A 21,561-nucleotide genomic window follows, 5' to 3' on the forward strand; every position below is an offset into this window, starting at 1 on the left:
CGGAGACAGGAGATGGTCGCGGGCATGAATCGGACCACAGCGCGGGCCGGCAGGCGCTCACGGGCGGCGTCCGCCGCCATCCTGGCGGGGCTCGCCGCGCTCGCCATGACGGGGCTCACCTCCGTCGAGCCGGCAGCGGCGGTCGCTCCGCCCGCGGGCCTGTCGATCACGCTCAGTGACGCGACCACTCAGACCGAGTCCGGCGCGATCCTGACCTACACGGCTGCCGTGACCAACGCCGGCGCCAGTGCGGTCAAGGGCACACTGCAGGTCACGGTGCCCGGCTATGCGTCGTACGCCCACTCGGCGTCGGGGAAGAAGACGGGCTCCGACCTCAGCTGGCCGATCACCGTCGGGGCGGGGAAGACGGTCAGCCGCGAGACCACCGTCCGTGTGGGCCGCATTCCCCGCGGCGAGGTGCGCTTCACGACCCTGGCGACCCTGTATCCGGAGGGGGAGCCAGGTCGGATCCTGGTCCGCACGGCGGACCCGGACGGCATCCGGGGAGTCGTCGATCCGGCACACTCGGTGCGGTCGCCCGGAGCCTCGGCGGGGCAGTCGAACGCGCCCCTGGTCATCACCGCGATCATCGGCGGCGCCATCATCGTGGTCGCGCTCGCCGTGCTGCTGTGGATCCGCGGGCGCCGGCGCGCACGGGCACGCTCCGCCACCTGAGCCCGGTCGCCCCGAGCGGGCGGGTGCGCCGGAATTGGCCGAATCGACGCCGATCGACTAACCTATTGAGGTTGCCCACCCGCGTGGGCGACGTTCCGAGCCCTCCACCGCAGGGTTCCCGGCGATCCGCCGAGAACGCTCACCGGAGCGGGATTCACGATTCTCCTCGACAGAAACGAGTCATTCATGACGCGTACGTTCAGCCCCAAGCCGGCGGACATCAAGCGCGACTGGGTCGTCATCGACGCGACCGACGTCGTGCTCGGCCGTCTCGCCAGCCACGCTGCGGCGCTGCTCCGCGGTAAGCACAAGCCCACCTTCGCCCCCCACATGGACATGGGCGACTTCGTCATCGTCATCAACGCCGAGAAGGTCGCGCTGACGGGCCAGAAGCTCGAGAAGAAGCTCGCCTACCGCCACTCGGGCTACCCGGGCGGCCTCTCGAGCGAGACCTACATCGAGATGCTCGAGAAGCACCCGACGCGCGCCGTGGAGAAGGCCGTGCGCGGCATGCTCCCGAAGAACTCGCTGGGCCGTGCCCAGATCAAGAAGTTGAAGGTCTACGCGGGCGCCGAGCACCCGCACGCCGCGCAGCAGCCCACGCCCTACACCCTCAACCAGGTCGCGCAGTAAGCGCCCGCATCGACTTCTTAGGACAGACAATGGCGAACATCGAGGACCTGGCTCCCGAGCTCCAGAGCTATTCCACCGAGACCCCGGCCGAGGAGACCGCCGAGGTCCGCGCTCCGCGCAACCTCAGCGTGCCCGGCGCGGCTGTCGGCCGACGCAAGGAGGCCATCGCCCGCGCGCGACTGACGCCCGGCACCGGCGGCTTCATCGTCAACGGGCGCTCGCTCGAGGACTACTTCCCCAACAAGCTGCACCAGCAGCTCATCAACGATCCGTTCAAGGTGCTCGAGCTCGCGGGCAGCTACGACGTGACGGCGAAGATCACCGGCGGCGGACCCTCGGGCCAGGCCGGTGCCCTGCGCCTGGCGATCGCACGCGCGCTCAACGAGATCGACCGCGAGAACAACCGCCCCGCCCTCAAGAAGGCCGGATTCCTCACTCGCGACGCCCGCGTCATCGAGCGCAAGAAGGCCGGTCTCAAGAAGGCCCGCAAGGCGTCGCAGTTCTCCAAGCGGTAACCGCCATGCCCCGCCTGTTCGGGACCGACGGAGTCCGGGGCCTGGCCAACGGCGACGTCGTCACCGCGGACCTGGCCCTCGGGCTCGCCCAGGCGGCGGCGCGGGTGCTCACGCACGGTCGGCACGCCGACCAGCTGCGCACCGAGGGCCGCCGGCCCACCGCTGTTCTGGCGCGCGACCCGCGAGTCTCGGGCGAGTTCATCGCCGCGGCTGTCGCCGCCGGGCTCGCCAGCTCCGGCGTCGACGTGCTGGATGCCGGAGTCATCCCGACCCCGGCCGCGGCGTTCCTGATCGGCGACATCGACGCCGACTTCGGCGTCGTCGTCTCCGCCTCGCACAACCCGGCGGCCGACAACGGCATCAAGTTCTTCGCGATCGGCGGCACCAAGCTGCCCGACGAGGTCGAGGACCGGATCGAGCTCGCGCTCAGCCAGCCGAAGATGACGCCGACCGGCGGGGGAGTGGGCCGCATCCGGCGCTTCTCCGACGCCGAGGACCGCTACATCGTGCACCTCGTCGGCACGCTCGACGTGCGGCTCGAGGGCCTGCACGTGGTGATCGACGCGGCGCACGGGGCGGCATCCGGAGCGTCGCCGGAGGCGTTCGCGCTCGCCGGCGCGAAGGTCACCGTGATCGGCGCCGACCCCGACGGTCTCAACATCAACGACGGCGTCGGGTCGACCCACCTCGACCACCTCCGTTCGGCGGTGCTCGAGCACCACGCCGACCTCGGCATCGCGCACGACGGCGACGCCGACCGCTGCCTCGCGATCGACGCGAACGGCGAGATCGTCGACGGCGACCGGATGATGGCGATCCTGGCGGTGTCGCTCAAGGAGCGCGGTCTGCTGGCCCGCGACTCCCTCGTGGCCACGGTCATGAGCAACCTCGGCCTGCGCATCGCGATGCAGGAGCACGGCATCCGGATGGTCGAGACCAAGGTCGGCGACCGCTATGTGCTCGAGGAGCTCGACGCGCAGCAGCTCAGCCTCGGCGGGGAGCAGTCGGGGCACATCATCTTCCGCGACCACGCGACGACCGGCGACGGCATCCTGACCGGACTGCAGCTCGCCGCCGAGATCGTGCGCAGCGGCAAGCCGCTCGCGGAGCTCGCCGAGGTCATGACGGTCTACCCGCAGGTGCTGCTGAACGTGAAGGGCGTCGACCGCGAGCGGCTCGACTCCGACGAGGCCGTGGCCGCGGCGGTGGCGGCGGCGCAGGAGCGGCTCGGGTCGACCGGCCGCGTGCTGCTGCGCCCGTCCGGCACGGAGCCGCTCGTGCGTGTCATGGTGGAGGCGGAGGATCACGACGCCGCGGTCGCCATCGCCGACGAACTCGCGGATGTCGTCCGGGATCGGCTCGCGGTCGTCGCCTGAGATCCTCTCCGAGCCGAGGAGGACACCATGCCGCTGAGCGGCGAGTACGCACCGAGCACCGCCGAGTGGGCGCGCAAGCAGGCCGACGTCTATGAGGCGAGCGGCGGCGCCGAGTCGCCCGATATGCGCGGCAGGCCGATCATCGTGCTGACGAGCGTCGGCGCGAAGACGGGCAAGCTGCGCAAGACGGCGCTCATGCGGGTCGAGCACGACGGCGAGTACGCGGTCGTCGCGTCGATGGGCGGCGCCCCGAAGCATCCGGTCTGGTACTGGAACCTCGTCAAGAACCCGCACGTCGAGTTGCAGGACGGCCCCGAGAAGCACGACTACACGGCTCGGGAGCTCGACGGCGACGAGTACCGCACGTGGTGGGAACGCGCCGTTGCGGCGTGGCCCGACTACGCGGTCTATCAGACCAGGACCGAGCGCCGGATCCCCGTGTTCCTGCTGGAGCGCGCGCTGGAGTCCTAGAGCTTGCGCAGCAGTACCGTCGACACGGAGTGATCCGCGTCCTTGCGCAGCACGAGCGACGCGCGGCCCCGGGTGGGCAGCACGTTCTGCTCGAGGTTGGGGCCGTTGATTTCCGCCCAGATCGAGCGGGCGCGGGCGACCGCCTCGCCCTCCGTGAGGTCGGCGTAGCGGTGGAAGTAGCTGTCCGGGTCGGCGAACGCGCCGCGTTGGAGGCGCAGGAACCGCTCGACGTACCAGCGCTCGATGTCGGCCGTGCGGGCATCCACGTAGATCGTGAAGTCGAACAGGTCGCTCACCGCGAGCCGACCGCCGACCGCCGGCTGCAGCACGTTCAGGCCTTCCACGATCAGGATGTCGGGGCGCTTCACGACGACCGCCTGCCCGGGCACGATGTCGTAGACGAGATGCGAGTAGACGGGTGCGCTCACCTCGGATGCGCCGCTCTTGACCTCGCTCACGAACCGCACCAGCCCCCGGCGGTCGTAGCTCTCGGGGAAGCCCTTGCGCTGCATGAGTCCGCGCCGCTCGAGCTCGGCGTTGGGCAGCAGGAACCCGTCCGTCGTGACGAGCTCGACCTGCGGGGTGTCGGGGAATCGGGCGAGCATCTCGCGCAGCAGCCGGGCGATCGTCGACTTGCCGACCGCGACGGAGCCGGCCACGCCGATGACGAACGGCGTCGGCGCGATGTCGTGCCGCAGGAACTCGCTCGCGGCCCGGCGGGTGCCGCGGGCACCCTGCACGTAGAGGTTGAGCAGACGGCTGAGGGGCACGTAGACCTCGGCGACCTCGTCGAGGTCGAGGGGGTCGCCGAGGCTGCGCAGACGCTCGATGTCGCGTTCGGTGAGCTGCATCGGCGCGCTCGGCGCGAGGGCGGCCCAGTCGCGGCGCTCGATCTCGACGAACGGCGTCGTTCCGGAGGCGCCGAGGTCGGACATCCGCACCAGATTACCGACAGGGCCAGACCATAGGATCGAGCCCATGTGCGGAATCGTGGGCTACGTCGGTCCGGGCAGCACCGTCGACGTGCTCCTCGGGGGCCTCCGGCGCCTCGAGTACCGCGGGTACGACTCCGCCGGCGTCGCCGTGCTCGGCGTGGACGGCGTGCTGCGCACGCGCAAGAAGGCCGGCAAGCTCGGGGCGCTCGTCGACGACCTCGACCGCAGCGGCATGGCCGACGGCCGCACTGGCATCGGGCACACGCGGTGGGCGACCCACGGCGGCCCCACCGACGCGAATGCGCACCCGCACCTGGGCGACGACGGGCGGCTCGCGCTCATCCACAACGGCATCATCGAGAACTTCGCCGAGCTCAAGGCGGAGCTCGGCGACGAGGACTTCACGAGCGAGACCGACACCGAGGTCGCGGCGCTGCTCGTCGGCCGGGCTTACCGCGAGACCGGTGACCTCACCGAGGCGCTGCGCCGAACCGTCGCCCGGCTGGAGGGCGCCTTCACGCTCCTCGTCATGCACCAGGACGCGCCGGGCGTCGTCGTCGGCGCGCGGCGCAACTCGCCCCTCGTGATCGGGCTGGGCGACGGCGAGAACTTCCTCGGCTCCGACGTCGCCGCGTTCGTCGAGCACACCCGGCGCGCGATGGAGATCGGGCAGGACCAGATCGTGACGATCCGGCCGGATGGCGTCGAGGTCGCCGACTTCGCGGGCACCCCCGTCGCCGCCACCGAGTTCGAGATCGCCTGGGACGCGTCCGCCGCCGAGAAGGGCGGCTGGTCGAGCTTCATGCGCAAGGAGATCAGCGAGGAGCCCGCGGCCGTCGCCAACACGCTTCTCGGCCGGATCCATGACGGCGCTGTGACGCTCCCCGAGCTCGACGACATCGCAGACACGCTCACCGGCATCGACCGGGTGATCGTGCTGGCCTGCGGCACGGCGGCGTACGCGGGGCTCGTCGGCCGCTACGCGATCGAGTCGTGGGCCGGGCTGCCCGTCGACGTCGAGCTCTCGCACGAGTTCGGGTACCGCGATCCGGTCGTGAACGAGCGCACCCTCGTCGTCTCGGTGAGCCAGTCGGGCGAGACGATGGACACCCTGCTCGCGGTGCGCGCCGCGAAGGAGCGGGGCGCCCACACGGTCTCCATCTGCAACACGCAGGGCGCGACGATCCCCCGCGAGTCCGACGCCGTGCTCTACACGCACGCCGGGCCGGAGGTCGCGGTCGCCTCGACGAAGGCGTTCGTCGCCCAGATCACGGCCCTCTACCTGCTGGGCCTGCACCTCGCCCGGCTGCGCGGTGCGCTCGACGAGCCGGCGATCGCGAAGCTGCTGGCCGAGCTGCAGGACATCCCCGACAAGCTCGACCAGGTGGTCGAGTCGACGCCGGCCCGCATCGCGGAGTTCGCGCACTGGATGGCCGACACGCAGTCCGTGCTGTTCCTCGGTCGGCACGTCGGCTACCCGATCGCGCTCGAGGGGGCGCTCAAGCTCAAGGAGCTCGCGTACATCCACGCGGAGGGCTTCGCCGCGGGTGAGCTGAAGCACGGCCCGATCGCGCTCATCGAGCCCGGGCAGATCGTGTTCGTGATCGTGCCGAGCCCGCGCAACGAGCACTCGCTGCATAAGAAGGTGGTCTCCAACATCCAGGAGATCCGCGCGCGCGGGGCGCGGGTCATCGCCGTCGCGGAGATCGGCGACGTCGCGGTCGCGCCGTTCGCGGACGAGGTGATCCGGATCCCGTTCGCCGCCCCCATGTTCGAGCCGTTGCTCGCGGTCGTGCCGCTGCACGTGTTCGCCATGGAGCTCGCCTCGGCCAAGGGTCTCGACGTCGACCAGCCGCGCAACCTGGCCAAGTCGGTCACGGTCGAGTGATCCGATGGCCGTCGTCGGGATCGGCGTCGACGTCGTCGACCTCGCCCGGTTCGAGCGCGCCCTGAGCCGCACGCCCGTGCTGCTCGAGCGCCTGTTCGCCCCCAGCGAACGCGAGCGCCCGCTGCGGTCGCTGGCGGGACGGTTCGCGGCCAAGGAGGCCGTCATCAAGGCGCTCGGCGAGTCGACGGGCGTCGGCTGGCACGACATGGTCGTGGTGAGCGACGACCTCGGCAACCCCGCGGTCGAGCTCTCGGGGGCGGCCGCGGCGCTCGCCGACGCGCGCGGCATCACGTCGTGGCACCTGTCGATGTCGCACGACGCCGGCGTCGCGGTCGCGATGGTGGTGGCCGAGCGATGATGCGCGAGGCGCGGATCGACCTGTCCGCGATCCGGGACAACGTCGCGAAGATCCGGCGGCTCGTGGCCCCGGCGCGCGTGCTCGCGGTCGTCAAGGCGAACGGGTACGGCCACGGGCTGGAGCTCGCGGCGCGTGCCGCGCTGGAGGGCGGCGCCGACCAGCTCGGCGTCGCGGACCTGGCCGAGGCCCTCCAGCTCCGCGCCGCCGGGATCGACGCGCCCGTGCTCGCCTGGCTCCATGCTCCGGATGCCGACTTCGACGCCGCGGTCGACGCCGGCATCGAGATCGGCGTCTCGTCGCGGGAGCAGCTCGAGCGCGCGGTGGGCGCGGTGGTGCACCTCAAGATCGACACGGGTCTCAGCCGCAACGGCATCCCGCCGGCCGACTGGGATGCGGCGGTGGCGCGCGCCGCCGAGCTCGAGCGCACCGGCGTGCTCCGCGTGCGCGGCGTGTGGAGCCATCTCGCCAACGCCGGAGCGCGCGAGACCGAGCGGCAGCGGCGGCGCTTCGAGGATGCCGTGGCCGCGGCCCGCGCGGCCGGCCTCGACCCCGAGGTGCGGCATCTCGCCGCGAGCGAGGCCGCGATCGCCGCTCCGGCGACGCGGTACGACCTCGTGCGCATCGGGATCGCGATGTACGGGCTGCCGCCGGCCGAGGACGTCGACGTCGCGGCCCTCGGGCTGCGCCCCGCCATGGAGCTCGCCGCGTCGGTGGCCGCCGTGCGCCGGGTGCCGGCGGGGGAGGGCGTCTCGTACGGCTTCGTGCATCGCACCGAGCGCGAGACGACGCTCGCGCTCGTGCCTCTGGGCTACGCCGACGGGCTGCCGCGCGCCGCGACGGGCGAGGCGGAGGTCGCGATCGGCGGCCGCCGGCATCCCGTCGTCGGCCGGATCGCGATGGACCAGTGCGTCGTCGACGTGGGCGACGCGCACGTGGCGGTCGGCGATCGCGTCGTGGTGTGGGGCGACCCCGCGACCGGAGCACCCTCCGCGGAGGACTGGGCGGCCGCCGCCGGCACAATCGGCTACGAGATCGTCACGCGCGTCGGCCCGCGTGTGCCCCGGGTGCCGGCGTGAGCGACCTCGAGCTGACGATCGCCGACCCTGAGGCGATGGAGGCGCTCGGCGAGCGGCTCGCGCGCGAGCTCCGTGCGGGCGACCTCGTGCTGCTGGAGGGCGAGCTCGGCGCCGGCAAGACGACGCTCACGCGCGGCATCGGGCGCGGGCTCGGCGCGCGCGGTGCCGTGACGAGCCCCACCTTCGTGCTCGCGCGGGAGCACCCCACGGCATCCGGCCCGCCGCTCGTGCACGTCGACGCCTACCGGCTCGGCAGCGCCGCGGAGCTCGACGACCTCGACCTCGACCTCGAGCGCTCGATCGTCGTGGTCGAGTGGCCGAACGACCGGGTGGATGCGGATTCCTGGCTCCGGCTGCGCATCGAGCGCCCCGCGGCGGGCGACCCCGACGCCGAGGCCGAGCCGCGGCGCGTGACGATCGACGCATCCGGAGCGCGGTGGGCCCCGGTGCTGAACGCCCTGGGCTCGTAGGCTCGGATCGTGCTGCTCGCGATCGACACCTCGGCGGGCACGAGCGTCGCCGTCGTCGATCGCGACCGCGGCATCCTGGCGCAGGAGGACGAGGCCGACACCCGCCGCCACGCCGAGGTGATCGGTGTGCTCATCCTGCGCGCGCTCGAGCGCGCGGGCGTCGCACCCCTCGAGCTGAGCGGCGTCGTCGCCGGCATGGGACCGGGGCCGTTCACGGGACTTCGGGTCGGCATCGCGGCCGCGCGCGCCTTCGCCTCCGGCGTCGGCAGGCCGGTCGTGCCGCTCGCCTCGCACGACGCGCTCGCCCTCGATGCCACGGAGCCGATCGCCGTCGTGACCGATGCCCGACGTCGCGAGCTCGCGTGGTCGACGTACGCCGCCGCCGACGAGCTCGGCCTGCCGGTGCGCGTGGCCGGTCCGGCGCTCGCGCCGGTGGGGGAGATCGACGCCGTCGTCGCCGGTTACCGACGGATCGACGCCCCGGCGATCCCGGCGGGAGCACTCGGCATGCTCGGCGAGCGGTTGTATGCGGCGGGGCGGGGCTTCGGCCCCGTCGAGCCGCTGTACCTGCGCGCCCCGGATGTCACGCTCTCCGTCCCGAAGCGGGTGGGGTCGTGACGGTGCTGCGGCGCGCCGAGGCGAGCGACCTCGACGCGATCATGGCGATCGAGCGCGCCAGCTACCCCGACGACGCCTGGTCGACCTCGTCGATGCGCGCCGAGTTGAGCGGTCCGCACGGCTACTACCTCGTCGCGGTCGACGAGAGCGGCGACGGGAGCGGCGCCGGCATCGAGGGATACGGCGGGCTGCTGGCGCCCGAGGGATCACACCAGGGCGACGTCCAGACCCTCACGGTCGCCGAGCCGGCGCGCGGTCGCGGCATCGGCCGCGCGCTCCTGAACGCGCTGCTCGCGGAGGCCGGCCGCCGCGGCGCCGACGAGGTGTTCCTGGAGGTGCGCGCCGGCAACGGGATCGCGCAGGGCCTCTACGCCTCGCTCGGATTCGAGCGCATCGCGGTGCGTCCGCATTACTACCAGCCCGACGGCGAGGACGCCTGGGTGATGAGGAGGACCGCGTCGTGACCCGCGAGCCGCTGATCCTCGGGATCGAGACCAGCTGCGACGAGACCGGTGTCGGCATCGTGCGCGGCACGACGCTGCTCGCGAACGCGATCGCCTCCTCGATGGACGAGCAGGCCCGCTACGGCGGCATCGTGCCCGAGATCGCGGCACGCGCCCACCTCGAGGCGCTCACCCCGACCCTGGATGCCGCGCTCGCCGAGGCGGGTGTCGCGCTCTCCGACGTCGACGCCGTCGCGGTGACGAGTGGACCCGGGCTCGCGGGCGCCCTCATGGTGGGCGTCGGCGCCGCGAAGGCGCTCGCGATCGCGCTCGGCCGGCCGCTCTACGCGGTCAACCACCTGGTCGGGCACGTCGGGGTCGACCTGCTGCGGCCCGCGGATGCCGGCGGCGGCCCGCTCGAGCTGCCCACCGTCGCGCTCCTGGTCTCCGGCGGCCACACGTCGCTGCTGCTCGTGCGCGACCTGCTCGACGACGTCGAGCTGCTCGGCGAGACGGTCGACGACGCCGCGGGGGAGGCCTTCGACAAGGTCGCCCGGCTGCTCGGGCTGCCCTATCCCGGCGGGCCGCAGATCGACCGCGCGGCCGCGGGCGGCGATCCGGCGGCGATCGCGTTCCCGCGCGGCCTGACGGCCGCCAAGGATCAGGCCGCCCACCGGTTCGACTTCTCGTTCTCGGGGCTCAAGACGGCGGTCGCGCGCTACGTCGAGCAGTGCCAGGCGCGCGGTGAGCCGGTGCCCGTCGCCGATGTCGCGGCATCGTTCCGGGAGGCCGTGGTCGACGTGCTCACCGCGAAGGCGCTCGCCGCCTGCCGCGAGCTCGGGGTGCCACGACTGCTGCTGGGCGGCGGCGTGATCGCGAACGCGCGGCTGCGGGAGGTCGCGACCGAACGCGCCGCGGCATCCGGTGTCGCGCTCCGGATCCCGCCGCTCGCGCTGTGCACCGACAACGGCGCGATGATCGCCGCGGTCGGCGCGCAGCTGGTCATGGCCGGGCGGGCACCGTCCGGATGGGATGTGGGCGCCGACTCGACCCTGCCCGCGACCGTGGTGCAGGCTTAGCCCCATGAGCGATTCGACGCCGCCCGTCCCGCCCACGCCCCCGGTGCCGCCGGGAGACCCGGCCGCGATGCCCGTGCCGCCGGCGCCCGGTCAGCCGCCCTACGGTCAGCAGGCGCCGGGTCAGCAGGTGCCGGGCCAGCCGATGCCGGGTCAACCCGTCTACGGCCAGCCGGTGGCCGGCCAGCCGGTGTACGGGCAGCCGGTCTACGGCCAGCCGTACCCTCCCGCCTACGTCGCCGGTCCCCGTACCAACACGCTCGCGCTGGTGTCGATGATCCTGTCGCTCGTCGGCCTGGTGAGCGGGATCACCGCCGTCGGCGGCATCATCTGCGGGCACATCGCGCTCTCGCAGATCAAGCGGACCGCCGAGGCCGGGCGCGGGATGGCGCTCGCCGGCGTCATCGTGGGCTACGTCGTCGTCGGCCTCTGGGTGCTGTTCATCGTCGCGTACATCGTCATCCTGGCCGTCGTGTTCGGCATCGCCGCCTCGACAGGATCCTTCTCCGGCAGCTGAGAACTGATCGAATCCACATTGGGTCCGCACGGCGGTTCGCATTGACGCCCTCCCAGGGCGCTGCCAGGATTACCCCGTATTAGGCACGCCTCAAGACAAGGAGCTCCCATGAGCGACGCCACTCCTCCTCCGCCGACGCCCGAGCAGCCGGCAACGCCGGCCGCCCCTGCAGCGCCGGCCTACGCCCCGGGCACCCCGGTGAAGCAGGGCCTGAGCCTCACGGGATTCATCCTCGGCATCGCCGCGGTCGTCTTCTCGTGGGTCTTCATCTTCGGCCTGCTCGTCGCCATCGCCGGCCTGATCATCTCGCTGATCGCCCGTGGCCGCGAGCCGCAGGCCCCGAACTGGATGAAGCTCATCGGCCTCATCCTGAGCATCGTGGGCCTCGTGATCGCCGCCCTCGTGCTGATCTTCACGATCATCGGCCTCGTGGCGCTGGCCTCGGTGGGCAACCTCAACTCGTACTGAGTCGAGCAGTACGAAGGGGTCGGACGCGAGTCCGGCCCCTTCGTCGTTCCCGGGGGGCTTCAGTCCGCGGGTCGGCTTCAGACCCGGCTTCAGACGCGGTCGGCCAGGATCGCCACCCGCGCCCCGGCGATCCGCGTCAGCACCAGCACGGCGCTGTTCTCTCCCCGCAGCGCGAGCCGCTTGCGGAACTCCGCCGGGTCGACGTCGACGCCGCGCTTCTTGATCTCGAGCGTGCCGATCCCGCGGGCCGCGAGCTCCTTCTTGAGAGTCCTCACATCGAGCGCGAAACGCTCGCGCACGCGGAACACCGCCCCGAACGGCGTGGTCGGCTCTGCGTCCGTAGTGATCCACGCGATCGTCGGGTCGAGCATCCGCCCCTCGACACCGCGCGCGAGGTCGCCGATGAGGCGGGCCCGGATGACGGCGCCGTCGGGCTCCACCAGGTATTCGCCGAGCCCGCCGGCCTCCGCGTCGTCGGCATCCCGCGGCCCCGTGAGCTCGGCCGCACCGTGCGCGCCCAGCACGAGGGCCGCGCGACCGATGCCCTCGCGCTGCAGGCCGCCGGCCCATACGACGGCCTCCACGACATCCCGGTCGGCGGAAATCCACTGCCACTCCGCGCCGGCCGGCAGCAGGTCGCGGTCGATGCCGGGGCCGAGCTTGACGCCGACGGGCAGCCGATCGGCGAGGCCGAACGACCAGTCCAGGGGCGGCGACCACGCGGCCGGGTCGCGCCGCCGCACGCCCTCGGACCGGCGGGCGGGGTCGAGCCAGACCGCGCCGACGGCGGCGAGGTCGGCCTCCTCGGCGGCGCCCGCCTCGACCCGGGCCGAGGGGAAGGGGGCGAGGTTGTACGCGGCGACGGCGGCGGTGACCTCGTCGCGCTCGACCGCGACGACGCCGAGGTCGAGGCCGGCGAGGGCGATCGCGTCGCCGCCGATGCCGCAGCCGAGGTCCGCGACGACGTCGATGCCGGCATCCCGGAACCGCCCCGCGTGCACGGCGGCCACCCGCAGCCGCGTCGCCTGCTCGAGCCCATCGGGCGTGAACAGCATGCGGTCGGCGAACTCGCCGAACTTCGCGCGGGCGCGTGAGCGCAGCCGGGCCTGCTCCAGCACGGCCGCGACGAGAGCCGGCGGATGCCCGTCGGCGCGCAGCCGCGACACGAGGCGCACGACGTCGGCGGTGCGGTCGATCGGCCCCACCTCGTCGAGCAGCCGCAGCCCCTCGGGCGTGAGCAGCGCGCGCAGTTCGGCGGCGTCCATCCCCCCATCCTGTCGAAAGTCGAGGATCGGGCGGCGCGTCCGGGCCGCGATCGCCGAGACGCGCCGCCGGGGTCCTGAACCTTTGACGGGGGGAGAGGGGAGGGGGGAGGGGGGAGGCGCGACCCGGTCCTGAACCCGTGACCTGGGCCGAGGCGACGCGGGGTCCTGCGCCCTCGACCGGGGGTGGCTGGCAGTCGCATTGAACGAGTGCTAACGAGGCGCTACAGTTGATCTGGCACTCCCGACCGGAGTGTGCCAACCCTAGAACTTTCAGAAAGAGGTCACACGTGTCGGTCTCCATCAAGCCGCTCGAGGATCGCATCGTCATCAAGCAGGTCGAAGCCGAGCAGGTCACCGCGTCGGGTCTCGTGATCCCCGACACCGCGAAGGAGAAGCCCCAGGAGGGCGAGGTCGTGGCGGTCGGCCCCGGTCGCATCGATGACAACGGCAACCGCGTGCCGCTCGACGTCAAGGTCGGTGACAAGGTCCTGTACTCGAAGTACGGCGGCACCGAGGTCAAGTTCGGCGGCGACGACCTGCTCGTCCTGTCGGCTCGCGACGTGCTCGCGATCGTCGGCTGACGAACCGCAGCTCATCCGAAGGCCCCGCCGCACCGGCGGGGCCTTCGGCGTCTGGTCGGGGGATCGCGCTCGCCGTCGGGGCGAACGTGCTGTGGGGCCTGTTCCCGCTCTACTTCCTCCTGCTCGTCCCGGCGACGGCCTACGAGGTCGTCTCGTTCCGCGTGCTGCTCTCGCTGGTGTTCTGCGCGCTGCTGATCACCGTGCTGCGCGGCTGGCCGCGCATCGCCGGGATCGTGCGCACGCCGCGCGTGCTGCTCGCCCTCGCCCTCAGCGGCGTGCTGATCCTCGCGAACTGGGAGATCTACGTCATCGCGATCGACGCCCAACAGGTCGTCGACGCCGCGCTCGGATACTTCATCACCCCGATCGTGACGGTGCTGCTCGGGGTGTTCGTGCTGCGCGAACGCCTGCGTCCGCTGCAGTGGACCGCCGTGGGCGTCTCGGTCGTGGCGATCGTGGTCGTCGCGGTGGGCGGCGCCACCGTCCCGTGGGTCGCCCTCGGTCTCGCCGCATCGTTCGGGTTGTACGGGCTCGTGAAGAAGCGCGTGGGACCGGGGGTCGATGCGCTGAGCGGCCTCACGCTCGAGACGGCGTGGGTGACCCCGCTCGCGCTCGTGCAGCTGGCGATCGTCGCGGGAGGGACGGGTCTGGCGATCGGACGGCACGGGGCGGGGCAGACGGTGGCGCTGCTCCTCGCCGGGGTGGTCACCGCCATCCCGCTGCTCATGTTCGCCGGCTCGGCGCGCCGCCTGCCGCTCGTGATCATCGGGCTCGCGCAGTACATCATCCCCACGCTGCAGTTCGTCATCGGGGTGGCGCTGCTGCACGAGACGATGCCGGCGGGGCGGTGGATCGGATTCGGGATGGTGTGGCTGGCCCTCGTGCTGCTGACCGTCGATCTCGTCGCGGCATCCCGGCGACGCGGCACGGTGCCGCTGCCGGCGTCCCCGGAGATCCGCTGACGTCGCGATAGGGTCGCCGCAGCCCGTAAGACCCTTCCCGAGAGGATGGCGATGCCGCGCGTCCCCCGCGTACGCGGCGCTGCCGCACTCGGCCTGCTCGCCCTCGCCGGCCTGCTCGCCGGGTGCACCAGTGCGCCGACGCCCACCCCCACGACCACGCCGACGCCCACCGTGCGCCCGGCCGGCGACGGCACGCTCACGATCGGGACGCTCCTCCCGACGACGGGGGGCGGCACCTACATCACTCCGCCCATGGCGGCCGCCGTGAAGGTGGCGGTCACCGACATCAACGCCGCGGGCGGCGTCAACGGCAAGCCCGTCGTGCTGGTGTCGCGAGACTCCGGGGATGCATCCACACGCACGGCCGAGGCCTCGTTCGCCGACCTCGTGAAGAACCACGCCGACGTGGTCGTCGGTCCCGTCTCGTCGGCGCTGGCGCAGCGACTGCTCGACCCGGCGCAGAAGGCCGGCGTGCCGCTCATCTCGCCGGCGGCCGGATACCCGCAGCTCGCGGATCAGCCCGACTTCTTCCGCACGGTGCCGGCATTCGGGCACGAGGGCACCGTGCTCGGGTCGCTGCTCCCGGGCAAGGGCGCCAAGGAGGTCGTGCTCGTCGCGACCCAGGAGGCGCTCGGCGCCTCGATCGCCGCGCCCCTGAAGGCGGCGCTCGCGGCGCACGGCGGCACGCTCGCGGCATCCATCACGGTGCCGCTCTCGGGCGCGAATGCGGCGGCGATCGCCGGCCAGGCGAAGGCGGCGGCCCCGGATGCGGTGGTGCTGGCCACGCCCGACAACGGCAACCTGAGCCGCTCGCTCATCACGGCGCTCTCCTCGGCGGGGCTCGGCGGCACGAAGCTGTGGCTCACGGGCCAGAACATGGCCGACTACTCGCAGGCGCTGCAGGGCGGCATGCTCGCCGGCGTGCGGGGCATCTTGGAGGGCGCCGCAGCGGACGCCGCGTTCCAGGCCAAGCTGAAGGGCGCGACCTCGGGGCTCGGCTCGTTCGCGTACGCTCCCGAGACCTACGACGCGGTCGTGCTCGCCGCGCTCGCCGCCGACCTCGCCCACGACGACGCCGGACCGGCGGTCGCCTCGCACCTCGTGGCGGCATCGACCGGCGGCATCAAGTGCGGCAGCTACGCCGAGTGCGTCGACGTGCTGCGCACGGAGCCCGACATCGACTACGACGGCCTGAGCGGCACCCTCGACCTCGACCGGTCGGATGCGCCGGCGGTCGCGAGCTACGGCGTGTACGCCTACGACGGCAGCAACAAGTACGCGCGGAGCGGCACCGTCCGCTTCTGAACGCGCCGCGTTCCGGGCCCGTGCCGCGGAATGCCGGGAGCCGCTGTCCCGTTAGCATGGAACACCGGTCTCCACCGTCGCAGCCGGGCGCTTCTGCACTCCCGAACTCGGCCCAGAGGACAGCCATGGAACAGCACGACCCGTTCGCCTTCGTCGGCCTCACCTATGACGACGTGATGCTGCTGCCGGGTCACACCGACGTGATCCCGAGCGAGGCGGACACGGCATCCCGGCTCACCCGCCGCATCAGCCTCGCCTCGCCGCTCGTGTCGAGCGCGATGGACACCGTGACCGAGTCGCGCATGGCGGTCGCCATGGCGCGGCAGGGCGGTCTCGGCGTGCTGCATCGCAACCTGTCGATCGAGGACCAGGCGGCCCACGTCGACAAGGTCAAGCGCTCCGAGTCGGGCATGATCACCAATCCGGTGACGACGACCCCCGACGCGACGGTCGCGGAGGTCGACGAGCTGTGCGGTCGCTTCCGGGTCTCCGGCCTGCCCGTCGTGCAGGACGACGGCCGGCTGGTGGGCATCATCACCAATCGCGACATGCGCTTCGTCTCGCCGTTCGAGAAGGCGAGCACGCTCGTGCGCGACGTGATGACGACGATGCCGCTCATCACCGCTCCCGAGGGCATCGACCCGGATGACGCGGTCGCGATCTTCGCGCAGCACAAGATCGAGAAGCTGCCGCTCGTCGACGCCGAGGGCCGGTTGCGCGGGCTCATCACGGTCAAGGACTTCGACAAGAGCGAGAAGTACCCCAACGCGACGAAGGATGACGCCGGACGCCTCCGCGTCGGCGCGGCCATCGGCTTCTTCGGCGACGCGTGGGACCGCGCGGGAGCCCTGCTCGATGCGGGGGTCGACGTCATCGTCGTCGACACCGCCAACGGCGACTCGAGGGGCGTGCTCGAGATCATCGCGCGGCTCAAGTCCGACCCCGCGTTCGCGGGCGTCGACATCATCGGCGGCAACGTGGCGACCCGGTCGGGCGCGCAGGCGCTCGTCGACGCGGGCGCCGACGCGATCAAGGTCGGCGTCGGCCCGGGCTCGATCTGCACGACGCGGGTCGTGGCGGGGGTCGGAGTGCCCCAGGTGACCGCCGTGTACGAGGCGTCGCTCGCGGCGCGCGAGGACGGCATCCCGGTCATCGCCGACGGCGGTCTGCAGTACTCGGGCGACATCGCGAAGGCGCTCGTCGCGGGCGCCGACACCGTGATGCTCGGCTCGCTGCTCGCGGGCACCGACGAGGCGCCCGGCGACCTCGTCTACGTCAACGGCAAGCAGTTCAAGAACTATCGCGGCATGGGTTCGCTCGGGGCCCTCAGCGATCGCGGCAAGAAGACCTCGTACTCGCGCGACCGCTACTTCCAGGCGGACGTGCCGTCCGATGCGCAGCTGATCCCCGAGGGCATCGAGGGCCGGGTGCCCTACCGCGGCGCGCTCGGCGCGACCGTGTACCAGCTCGTCGGCGGGCTGCGGCAGTCGATGTTCTACGTCGGGGCGCGCACGATCCCGGAGCTCAAGGAGCGCGGTCGGTTCGTGCGCATCACCCCGGCGGGGCTCAAGGAGTCGCACCCGCACGACATCCAGATGACCGTCGAGGCGCCCAACTACACGCGCTGAACGCCCCGCACCCGGCGCGGGTCTACGATCGCGGCGTGGAGGCGGAGAGCACGCGGCCGGCGTCGATCCGCGACGTGGCCGCGCGCGCGGGGGTCTCGCGCCAGACCGTGTCGCGCGTGCTCAACGGCCTGCCCGGCATGACCGACGCCACCGCCGAGCGGGTGCGAAAGGTGATCGACGAGCTCGACTACCGGCCGAACCGCGCCGCCCGGATCCTCGCCTCCTCGCGGCACCGCACGATCGGACTCATCACGACGGCGGCGACGATGTTCGGCCCCGCGAGCATCAAGGAGGCGATCGAACGCGCGGCGCGCGCGCAGGGCTACGCGATCACCGCGGTCACCGTGCTCTCCGAGGCGGAGGACGAGATCGCCGAGGCGCTCGACGAGCTCATGGTGCACGGCGTCGACGGCATGATCGTCATCGCCCCCCAGGAGCGCACGTGGCCGCTCATCCAGCGGCGGCTGGGCGGCAAGCCGTCCCTCACGCTGCAGTGGCAGGGGGGACCGGCCAACACGGTCGCCCTCGAGCAGCGCGAGGGCGCCCTGCTCGCCGTGCGGCACCTCATCGGACTCGGCCACCGTCGCATCCTGCATCTGGCCGGACCGCTGCACTGGGCCGAGGTCGAGCAGCGCGTCGAGGGCTATCGGCAGGCGCTCGATGAGGCGGGACTCGAGCAGCTGCCGGTGGAGCACGGCGACTGGTCGGCCGACTCGGGGTACGCGATCGGGCTGCGGGTGCTGCCGGCGCGGGATGCCACGGCGGTCTTCGTGTCGAACGATCAGATGGCGATCGGCCTGCTCCACGCCGCGCACGAGCTCGGCATGGACGTGCCGCGCGAGCTCAGCGTCGTCGGATTCGACGACATCCCCGAGGCGCGGCACGCGACCCCGCCGCTGACCTCGGTGCGCCAGGAGTTCGCCGCGCTCGGCGATGCCGCCATCACCCGCATCGTCGCCCTCATCGAGGGTCGGCCGGCGCCGGCCGGTGAGATCACGGATCAGACGACTCTGCACGTGCGCGAGAGCACGGCGCCGCCGCGCGTCTGATCCCGCCTCCGGAAGTCGATTGACTCCCCCGGACGGGTGGGCCTACGCTCCTACGTGACCGGTCAACTTGATCGCGTCGCGACCACCGAGAGACAAGGAAGTCGATCCATGCCGCACCCCACCACAGCGCAGCTCAGCCGCCGCGGTCTCCTGACCGGTTTCGGCGTCGGAGCGCTCGGACTCATCGCCATCCCCACGCTCGCGGGCTGCGCCCCGAGCAACGGCGGCGGCGGTGGATCCTCCACCGGGTCGCTGACCTTCGGCTCGAACGCGTCCGACCCCGTGCCGAAGAAGGCCTACGCGGCCTTCGTATCCGCCTTCGAGAAGAAGTCCAAGGACACGGTCACCGTCAACACGAGCGACCACAACAGCTTCCAGAACAAGATCACCAACTACCTGCAGGGCAGCCCGGATGACGCGTTCACCTGGTTCGCCGGCTACCGGATGCGCTATTACGCGAGCAAGGGCCTCGTCGGCGATGTGAGCGACGTCTGGGACAAGATCGGCGACAACTTCTCGCCGGCGCTCAAGAAGGCGTCCACGGCGGACGACGGCAAGCAGTACTTCGTGCCGAACTACAACTACCCGTGGGGCTTCTTCTACCGCAAGTCGTTCTGGGCCGAGAAGGGCTACACGATCCCGGGCACCTGGGACGACCTGATCACCCTCGCCAAGAAGATGCAGGCCGACGGGATCATCCCCGTCGCCTTCACCGACAAGGACCAGTGGCCCGCGTGCGGCACGTTCGACTACCTGAACATGCGCATCAACGGCTACCAGTTCCACGTCGACCTGTGCGCGCACAAGGAGGGCTGGGACACGCCGAAGGTGCAGGAGGTCTTCGACACCTGGAAGGAGCTCCTGCCCTACATGGACCCGAGCGCCGCGGGCCTCACGTGGCAGGAGGGCGCCCAGAAGCTCGGCAACAAGCAGGCGGGCATGATGCTTCTCGGCTCGTTCATCACCCAGCAGTTCACGGATGCGACCGTGCTCGCCGACATCGACTTCTTCCCGTTCCCGGCCGTCAAGGTCGAGGGCACCGACGCGGTCGAGGCTCCGATCGACGGGCTGATGCTGTCGAAGAAGGGCGGGCAGAGCGCTCCCGCCAAGGCGATGCTGCAGTTCATGGGCTCCGGCGCCGGCCAGGAGGCGTACTACTCGATCGACAAGTCGAACATCATGACGGCCAAGGACGCCGACACGTCGGGCTACTCGGCGTTCACGAAGAAGCTCGGCGGCGTCATCGCCGACGCGAAGTCGATCAGCCAGTTCTTCGACCGCGACGCGCTGCCCGCCATGGCGAGCAACGTGCTCGAGCCCGCGATGCTCGACTTCCTCAAGAGCGGCTCCGTCGACCTGAAGAACATCGAGTCGCAGGCGAAGACGCTCTACGCCCAGCAGTAGCGTGACGGATCTGAACCCGATCTCCGCGGCGTCGGTCACCCCGGCGCCGCGGAGGCATCTGCGTCAGCTCACCGGCCGGGACCGCGGGGTCCTGGGCGTCATGATCGGCCTGCCGACGATCATCCAGGTGATCCTCGTCTGGCTGCCGCTCGTCGCCTCCGTCGTCCTCTCGTTCATGAAGTGGGACGGCCTGTCGTTCACGAGCTTCCACTGGAACGGGCTCACCAACTACACGTTCGCCCTCACTCAGTCGCCGCAGTTCCTCCCAGCGCTGCTGCACAACGTGGTCTGGCTGCTGTTCCTCGCCGTCATCGGCACGCCGCTCGGTCTGCTGCTGGCCGTGCTGCTGGATCAGAAGATCCGTGGATCGCGCATCTACCAGTCGATCTTCTTCCTGCCCGTCATGCTCTCGGTCGCCCTCATCGGGATCATCTGGGAGCTCATGTACTCGCAGGACAACGGCTTCATCAACAACCTGCTCGGCACCGCCGGCACGAGCGGCGCGATCGACTGGTTCGGCAACGCCAACGTCAACCTGTGGGCGGCGCTCGTCGCGGCCACCTGGCGCCACGCGGGCTACATCATGATCCTGTACCTGGCGGGTTTGAAGGGCGTGGACCCGAGCCTGCGGGAGGCGGCATCCCTCGACGGGGCGAACGGGGCGCAGACCTTCTTCCGCGTCGTCTTCCCCGCCATGGCGCCGACGAACGTGATCATCGTGGTCATCACGATCATCGAGTCGCTGCGCGCCTTCGACATCGTGTGGGTCATCAACGGCGGCAACAACGGCCTCGAGCTGCTGAGCGTGCTGGTCGTCAAGTACCTGGTCGGCGAGACGCAGGTGATCGGCATCGGCAGCGCCTTCGCGGTCGTGCTGCTCGTGATCTCGCTCGTGCCGATCGTCTTCTATCTCGTCCGCACGTTCCGCAACCGGGAGATCTGAATGAGCGCCGTCACCGTCAGCGCCCGCACCCCGTCGAGGACGGGGCCGGTACGCAGGCGCCCGCACGTCGGCACGCACCTGTTCCTCATCGTCATGGCGGTGATGTGGCTGATCCCGCTGCTGTGGTCGCTGTACACGGCGCTGCGCCCGAAGGCCGACACCGACAAGTACGGGTACTTTTCGATCGCCGGCACCTACAACCTGCAGAACTTCATCGACGCGTGGAACCAGGGCGGATTCCCGACCTACTTCCTCAACTCCGTGATCATCACGGTGCCGACCGTGATCCTCACCCTGCTGTTCGCGTCGATGATGGCGTTCGCGGTGAGCCGCTTCTCGTGGAAGTTCAACGTGACGCTGCTCATCATGTTCACCGCCGGCAACCTGCTGCCACCGCAGGTGCTCGCGACGCCGATCTTCGAGCTGTTCAAGCTGATCCAGCTGCCGTACTCGATCTCCGACTCCGGCACGCTGCTGAACCAGCTGGTCGGTGTGATCGCCGCGAACACCGGATTCCAGATCGGCTTCTGCACGTTCGTGCTGTCGAACTACATGAAGGCGATCCCGACCGAGCTGACCGAGGCCGCGCGGGTCGACGGCGCGGGCGTGTGGACGCAGTACGTGCGGATCATCATGCCGCTCACCCGCCCGGCGCTCGCCGCGCTCGCGACACTCGAGGTGATCTTCATCTACAACGACTACTTCTGGCCGCTGATCCTCATCCAGTCGGGCAACCGGCTGCCGGTGACGACCGCGATCAACAACCTGCAGGGGCAGTTCCTGTCCAACTACAACCTGCTGGCGGCCGGGGCGGTCATCATCGTGATCCCCACCCTCATCGTCTATCTCGCGCTGCAACGCCAGTTCGTGGCCGGCTTGACCCTCGGCGCGAGCAAGGGCTGACG

The 21,561-nt window shown here is 71.3% G+C and carries 24 protein-coding genes; 22 read left to right on the forward strand and 2 right to left on the reverse strand.

The window, feature by feature from the left end; genetic code table 11:
• Positions 1-24 precede the first annotated feature (24 nt).
• The 5 genes from ABD285_RS06330 (at position 25) to ABD285_RS06350 (ending at position 3,670) form a co-directional block, all read left to right on the forward strand.
• Positions 25-675: a hypothetical protein gene (locus ABD285_RS06330; RefSeq protein WP_344201168.1), complete on the forward strand. Its 651-nt coding sequence runs from the start codon at positions 25-27 to the stop codon at positions 673-675.
• A gap of 186 nt (positions 676-861) precedes the next feature.
• Complete coding sequence (gene rplM, locus ABD285_RS06335; protein WP_284254418.1) at positions 862-1,308, forward strand: 50S ribosomal protein L13; 447 nt, start codon at positions 862-864, stop codon at positions 1,306-1,308.
• 29 nt (positions 1,309-1,337) lie between these two features.
• On the forward strand, positions 1,338-1,823 hold the full coding sequence (gene rpsI / locus ABD285_RS06340; protein WP_284254419.1) for a 30S ribosomal protein S9: 486 nt from the start codon (positions 1,338-1,340) through the stop codon (positions 1,821-1,823).
• 5 nt (positions 1,824-1,828) lie between these two features.
• The gene (gene glmM, locus ABD285_RS06345; RefSeq protein WP_344201171.1) at positions 1,829-3,199 is read left to right on the forward strand and encodes a phosphoglucosamine mutase; all 1,371 of its coding nucleotides are present in this window, start codon (positions 1,829-1,831) and stop codon (positions 3,197-3,199) included.
• A gap of 27 nt (positions 3,200-3,226) precedes the next feature.
• The gene (locus tag ABD285_RS06350; RefSeq protein ID WP_284254420.1) at positions 3,227-3,670 is read left to right on the forward strand and encodes a nitroreductase family deazaflavin-dependent oxidoreductase; all 444 of its coding nucleotides are present in this window, start codon (positions 3,227-3,229) and stop codon (positions 3,668-3,670) included.
• Here the strand turns inward: ABD285_RS06350 and coaA are convergent.
• On the reverse strand, positions 3,667-4,605 hold the full coding sequence (coaA, locus tag ABD285_RS06355) for a type I pantothenate kinase (RefSeq protein WP_284254421.1): 939 nt from the start codon (positions 4,603-4,605) through the stop codon (positions 3,667-3,669). The genes ABD285_RS06350 and coaA overlap by 4 nt on opposite strands.
• A gap of 43 nt (positions 4,606-4,648) precedes the next feature.
• Between coaA and glmS the strand changes: the two genes are divergently transcribed.
• The 9 genes from glmS (at position 4,649) to ABD285_RS06400 (ending at position 11,519) form a co-directional block, all read left to right on the forward strand.
• Positions 4,649-6,493 carry a glutamine--fructose-6-phosphate transaminase (isomerizing) gene (gene glmS, locus ABD285_RS06360; protein ID WP_344201175.1) on the forward strand — a complete coding sequence of 615 codons (1,845 nt, stop codon included), beginning with the start codon at positions 4,649-4,651 and terminating at the stop codon, positions 6,491-6,493.
• Positions 6,494-6,497: 4 nt separating this feature from the next.
• Positions 6,498-6,851, forward strand: coding sequence for a holo-ACP synthase (locus ABD285_RS06365; protein WP_284254422.1), 354 nt, complete (start codon positions 6,498-6,500; stop codon positions 6,849-6,851).
• On the forward strand, positions 6,848-7,927 hold the full coding sequence (alr, locus tag ABD285_RS06370) for an alanine racemase (RefSeq protein ID WP_344201178.1): 1,080 nt from the start codon (positions 6,848-6,850) through the stop codon (positions 7,925-7,927). The genes ABD285_RS06365 and alr overlap by 4 nt, the downstream gene beginning before the upstream one ends.
• On the forward strand, positions 7,924-8,397 hold the full coding sequence (tsaE, locus tag ABD285_RS06375) for a tRNA (adenosine(37)-N6)-threonylcarbamoyltransferase complex ATPase subunit type 1 TsaE (protein WP_344201181.1): 474 nt from the start codon (positions 7,924-7,926) through the stop codon (positions 8,395-8,397). The genes alr and tsaE overlap by 4 nt, the downstream gene beginning before the upstream one ends.
• A 9-nt stretch (positions 8,398-8,406) precedes the next feature.
• The gene (gene tsaB, locus ABD285_RS06380; RefSeq protein WP_344201184.1) at positions 8,407-9,015 is read left to right on the forward strand and encodes a tRNA (adenosine(37)-N6)-threonylcarbamoyltransferase complex dimerization subunit type 1 TsaB; all 609 of its coding nucleotides are present in this window, start codon (positions 8,407-8,409) and stop codon (positions 9,013-9,015) included.
• Positions 9,012-9,479 (forward strand): ribosomal protein S18-alanine N-acetyltransferase, encoded by a 468-nt coding sequence (gene rimI / locus ABD285_RS06385; RefSeq protein ID WP_344201187.1) that lies wholly within the window; start codon positions 9,012-9,014, stop codon positions 9,477-9,479. Before tsaB ends, rimI begins: the two co-directional genes overlap by 4 nt.
• The gene (gene tsaD, locus ABD285_RS06390; protein ID WP_344201190.1) at positions 9,476-10,537 is read left to right on the forward strand and encodes a tRNA (adenosine(37)-N6)-threonylcarbamoyltransferase complex transferase subunit TsaD; all 1,062 of its coding nucleotides are present in this window, start codon (positions 9,476-9,478) and stop codon (positions 10,535-10,537) included. Before rimI ends, tsaD begins: the two co-directional genes overlap by 4 nt.
• Before the next feature lie 4 nt (positions 10,538-10,541).
• Positions 10,542-11,051 carry a DUF4190 domain-containing protein gene (locus tag ABD285_RS06395; protein ID WP_284254425.1) on the forward strand — a complete coding sequence of 170 codons (510 nt, stop codon included), beginning with the start codon at positions 10,542-10,544 and terminating at the stop codon, positions 11,049-11,051.
• 108 nt (positions 11,052-11,159) lie between these two features.
• On the forward strand, positions 11,160-11,519 hold the full coding sequence (locus tag ABD285_RS06400; RefSeq protein WP_284254426.1) for a hypothetical protein: 360 nt from the start codon (positions 11,160-11,162) through the stop codon (positions 11,517-11,519).
• An 89-nt stretch (positions 11,520-11,608) separates the two neighbouring features.
• Here the strand turns inward: ABD285_RS06400 and ABD285_RS06405 are convergent, their stop codons facing one another.
• Positions 11,609-12,784, reverse strand: a complete 1,176-nt coding sequence (locus tag ABD285_RS06405; protein WP_284254427.1) for a THUMP-like domain-containing protein — start codon at positions 12,782-12,784, stop codon at positions 11,609-11,611.
• A 287-nt stretch (positions 12,785-13,071) separates the two neighbouring features.
• Between ABD285_RS06405 and groES the strand changes: the two genes are divergently transcribed.
• The 8 genes from groES (at position 13,072) to ABD285_RS06445 (ending at position 21,559) form a co-directional block, all read left to right on the forward strand.
• Entirely contained in the window at positions 13,072-13,365 is a 294-nt protein-coding gene (gene groES, locus ABD285_RS06410) for a co-chaperone GroES (RefSeq protein ID WP_284254428.1), read from the forward strand.
• Between the two features lie 62 nt (positions 13,366-13,427).
• Positions 13,428-14,327, forward strand: a complete 900-nt coding sequence (gene rarD / locus ABD285_RS06415; protein ID WP_284255697.1) for an EamA family transporter RarD — start codon at positions 13,428-13,430, stop codon at positions 14,325-14,327.
• A gap of 51 nt (positions 14,328-14,378) precedes the next feature.
• Positions 14,379-15,632, forward strand: a complete 1,254-nt coding sequence (locus ABD285_RS06420; RefSeq protein ID WP_344201196.1) for an ABC transporter substrate-binding protein — start codon at positions 14,379-14,381, stop codon at positions 15,630-15,632.
• Positions 15,633-15,757: 125 nt separating this feature from the next.
• A complete protein-coding gene (guaB, locus tag ABD285_RS06425) occupies positions 15,758-17,260 on the forward strand; it encodes an IMP dehydrogenase (protein WP_284254431.1) in 1,503 nt (500 codons plus the stop codon).
• Between the two features lie 35 nt (positions 17,261-17,295).
• On the forward strand, positions 17,296-18,309 hold the full coding sequence (locus tag ABD285_RS06430) for a LacI family DNA-binding transcriptional regulator (protein ID WP_344201199.1): 1,014 nt from the start codon (positions 17,296-17,298) through the stop codon (positions 18,307-18,309).
• A 108-nt stretch (positions 18,310-18,417) separates the two neighbouring features.
• Entirely contained in the window at positions 18,418-19,713 is a 1,296-nt protein-coding gene (locus tag ABD285_RS06435) for an ABC transporter substrate-binding protein (RefSeq protein ID WP_284254434.1), read from the forward strand.
• A 1-nt stretch (position 19,714) separates the two neighbouring features.
• Complete coding sequence (locus tag ABD285_RS06440) at positions 19,715-20,656, forward strand: carbohydrate ABC transporter permease (RefSeq protein WP_284254435.1); 942 nt, start codon at positions 19,715-19,717, stop codon at positions 20,654-20,656.
• Positions 20,657-21,559: a carbohydrate ABC transporter permease gene (locus ABD285_RS06445; protein WP_284254436.1), complete on the forward strand. Its 903-nt coding sequence runs from the start codon at positions 20,657-20,659 to the stop codon at positions 21,557-21,559.
• Positions 21,560-21,561 lie beyond the last annotated feature (2 nt).

The sequence above is a fragment of the Pseudolysinimonas kribbensis genome (genome assembly GCF_039531715.1).
GTDB lineage: Bacteria > Actinomycetota > Actinomycetes > Actinomycetales > Microbacteriaceae > Pseudolysinimonas > Pseudolysinimonas kribbensis.

Coding starts and splice junctions, on each gene's coding strand:
- ABD285_RS06365 (WP_284254422.1), top strand. CDS start 6,498: ATGGCCGTCGTCGGGATCGGCGTCGACGTCGTCGACCTCGCCCGGTTC.
- ABD285_RS06350 (WP_284254420.1), top strand. CDS start 3,227: ATGCCGCTGAGCGGCGAGTACGCACCGAGCACCGCCGAGTGGGCGCGC.
- ABD285_RS06400 (WP_284254426.1), top strand. CDS start 11,160: ATGAGCGACGCCACTCCTCCTCCGCCGACGCCCGAGCAGCCGGCAACG.
- glmS (WP_344201175.1), top strand. CDS start 4,649: ATGTGCGGAATCGTGGGCTACGTCGGTCCGGGCAGCACCGTCGACGTG.
- coaA (WP_284254421.1), bottom strand. CDS start 4,605: ATGTCCGACCTCGGCGCCTCCGGAACGACGCCGTTCGTCGAGATCGAG.
- glmM (WP_344201171.1), top strand. CDS start 1,829: ATGCCCCGCCTGTTCGGGACCGACGGAGTCCGGGGCCTGGCCAACGGC.
- rplM (WP_284254418.1), top strand. CDS start 862: ATGACGCGTACGTTCAGCCCCAAGCCGGCGGACATCAAGCGCGACTGG.
- rpsI (WP_284254419.1), top strand. CDS start 1,338: ATGGCGAACATCGAGGACCTGGCTCCCGAGCTCCAGAGCTATTCCACC.
- ABD285_RS06405 (WP_284254427.1), bottom strand. CDS start 12,784: ATGGACGCCGCCGAACTGCGCGCGCTGCTCACGCCCGAGGGGCTGCGG.
- ABD285_RS06445 (WP_284254436.1), top strand. CDS start 20,657: ATGAGCGCCGTCACCGTCAGCGCCCGCACCCCGTCGAGGACGGGGCCG.
- ABD285_RS06395 (WP_284254425.1), top strand. CDS start 10,542: ATGAGCGATTCGACGCCGCCCGTCCCGCCCACGCCCCCGGTGCCGCCG.
- ABD285_RS06435 (WP_284254434.1), top strand. CDS start 18,418: ATGCCGCACCCCACCACAGCGCAGCTCAGCCGCCGCGGTCTCCTGACC.
- guaB (WP_284254431.1), top strand. CDS start 15,758: ATGGAACAGCACGACCCGTTCGCCTTCGTCGGCCTCACCTATGACGAC.
- ABD285_RS06330 (WP_344201168.1), top strand. CDS start 25: ATGAATCGGACCACAGCGCGGGCCGGCAGGCGCTCACGGGCGGCGTCC.
- ABD285_RS06420 (WP_344201196.1), top strand. CDS start 14,379: ATGCCGCGCGTCCCCCGCGTACGCGGCGCTGCCGCACTCGGCCTGCTC.
- alr (WP_344201178.1), top strand. CDS start 6,848: ATGATGCGCGAGGCGCGGATCGACCTGTCCGCGATCCGGGACAACGTC.